This window comes from Mycobacterium sp., assembly GCF_035506235.1.
Taxonomy (GTDB): Bacteria; Actinomycetota; Actinomycetes; order Mycobacteriales; family Mycobacteriaceae; genus Mycobacterium.
This window is the reverse complement of record NZ_DATJPU010000304.1, coordinates 1-2,461: the sequence shown is the minus strand read 5'-3', so window position 1 is coordinate 2,461 and position 2,461 is coordinate 1. Positions and strand designations below refer to the sequence as shown.

Genomic DNA, 2,461 nt, shown 5'->3' with positions numbered 1-2,461 from the left:
GTCCGGATTGCGGGCCGGGGTCGACTTCGGGTTGGCGTTTTGCCCCGAGCGGCTGGCCGAAGGTCAAGCCATCCACGAGCTGACATCCATCCCGGTCGTCGTCGGTGCTGTCGAAGAGCGCAGCGCCCGCGCCTGCTCCACACTGTGGCGACACGCCCTGGGAGTGGACTCCATCGTCGTCGACGATCCGCGGACCGCCGAGATGGTCAAGCTTGCCGACAACCTCTGGGTCGACCTCAACGTCGCGCTTGCGAACGAGCTGGCCAAGGTGTGCGACCGGCTCGGCATGGACGCCCTCCAGGTCATCGAGGCGGCCAACACGATGCCGAAGGGTGGTCGCGATGCGAACATCTTGAGGCCGAGCATGGGTGTCGGGGGCTACTGCCTGACCAAGGATCCCTGGTTCGTCAACCACCTGGGCCAATCCGTAGGGCTGGACCTGGCGATCCCGCGGACGTCGAGGACGGTCAACGACACGATGCCCGCCTACACCTACGGGTTGCTTCAGCAGCTGCTCGCCGATCAGGGCAAGGCGATCGAGACGAGCAAGGTTGCGGTGCTGGGCATTGCCTTCAAAAACAACACCGGCGACTGCCGCCTCACGCCCACCAAGTACGTCGTCGCCTTGCTGGAGGAGTCCGGCTGCCAGCTTTCGATTCATGACCCGTGGGTGCCGGACGAGGAGGCCCACACAGTGACGACCATTCCTCTGACCCCCGACATCGAGTCTGCGGTCAAGGATGCGGACGCCCTGGTGGTCCTCGCGGGGCACCGACAGTTCCACCAGGTTCCACTGCCCCGGCTCGCGGACCTGACGGCGGACGACTGTGTGTTCCTCGATGGACGGAACAGCTTTGACCCAGCGGCAGTGCGCGCCGCCGGCTTCGTCTACAAGGGGATCGGCCGATAGGTGAACGCAAACCTCTAGGTGGAAATGAAAGAGCAAAAATGTCCAAAGTTGTCGTGACGGGCGGCTATGGATTCATCGGATCGCACTTGGTCTCTGCACTGCTAAACCGCGGAGACGCGGTCACGGTTTTCGACTTCGCAAAAAACACCCGCGACAGCAGTATCGACTTCGACCGACACCCCGGCTTCCGGTTCGTGCAAGGCGATGTCACCGATATCACCGCACTGCAAGAAGCCCTCAATCCCGGCGTCGACACGGTTTTTCACCTGGCCGCGGTCGTCGGTGTCAAAAACTATCTCGACGATCCGCTTCGAGTTCTCGACGTCAACGTCACCGGCACGCGCAACGTCCTGGAGCTCAGCCATCGGCACGGAACACGCGTGGTGTTCGCCAGCACGTCTGAGGTGTTCGGGAAAAACCCCAATCCGCCGTTCGCCGAGGACGACGATCGCGTCCTCGGTTCCACCAGGACCGCGAGGTGGAGCTACAGCACCAGCAAGGCCATGGCCGAGCATCTCGTCTTCGCGATGCACACCGCCTACGGGCTGCCGGTGACGGTCGTTCGCTACTTCAACGTCTACGGCCCGCGGCAGAGTCCCATCTTCGTGATTTCGCAGAGCATTCACCGCATCCTCAATGGCCGCCCGCCGTTGCTTTACGACTCGGGTGACCAGTCGCGGTGCTTCACCTACGTTGACGACGCCATCGCCGGCACCCTGCTCGCGGCCGACAGCAACGCGGCGATCGGTGAGGCGTTCAACATCGGGAGCATGACCGAGACGACCGTAGGTGACGTTGTCGATCTGGCGATCAAGATCGCGAATGTCGACTCGGTGTCTGGCCCCGAAGCTGTTGACACCGCGGCGCGTTACGGGGGTCGCTACGAGGACATCCCTCGTCGTATCCCGGACTCGACCAAGGCGCAGCGGGTTCTGGGATGGCGCCTCCAGGTTGACGTCGAGGAAGGGATCCGGCGGACCATCGACTGGGCGCGGGCCAACCCGTGGTACCTCAACGAATCCGCGGGGGAGCAGCCTTAAGCATCCGGTGAGGCGGGGTCGCGCGACCACGCAACGGCGGCGCGACCGCGATGGACGAGCAGGCCGAGATGAATCCGGGGTCAGCGGGATATCGAAACCCGCGGGGTCGCAACTTGAGTGCGACCGTGTCCAACCAGAAGCGATGCTGCGATATCAGTAGCCGGTCGAAGTGCGACCTCGGCGAGCTCTAGGCGTCAGTTGCGGATCAAGTACCCGTTGGGCGCCTGCGTCCAGCCGAACTTGTTCTCCCGCGCCACGTCGTGCGTGTAGTCGTTTGGGAATTCATGCTCATATGCCTCGATGGCTTCATACGGGCCCGGTCCCCATCCAGGAAGGACGGGATGTCCGTTCATATTGGAGTCTTCCACTATGAGATAGTCGCCGGCCGAGAGCAACGGCCGCAGCAATTTCATCTCGGCCAGCACGTGATTCATTGAATGGTCGCTGTCGAGGATGGCGAAGACCTTGCCGGGAAACTCACTTCTGAGGCGTCGTATATGCTCAGCAATAG

The 2,461-nt window shown here is 62.7% G+C and carries 3 protein-coding genes; 2 read left to right on the top strand and 1 reads right to left on the bottom strand.

Features of this window, described 5'->3' with window-relative positions:
- Both VMD50_RS28365 and VMD50_RS28360 read left to right on the top strand, forming a co-directional pair.
- On the top strand, positions 1-910 hold a 910-nt coding region (locus tag VMD50_RS28365), incomplete at its 5' end, for a nucleotide sugar dehydrogenase (protein WP_325433070.1).
- Positions 911-948: 38 nt separating this feature from the next.
- Complete coding sequence (locus VMD50_RS28360) at positions 949-1,950, top strand: NAD-dependent epimerase/dehydratase family protein (RefSeq protein ID WP_325433068.1); 1,002 nt, start codon at positions 949-951, stop codon at positions 1,948-1,950.
- 194 nt (positions 1,951-2,144) lie between these two features.
- On the opposite strand, the gene VMD50_RS28355 is transcribed toward VMD50_RS28360, so the two are convergent.
- Positions 2,145-2,461 (bottom strand): CmcI family methyltransferase (locus tag VMD50_RS28355; protein WP_325433066.1); only part of this gene is annotated, 317 nt, incomplete at its 5' end.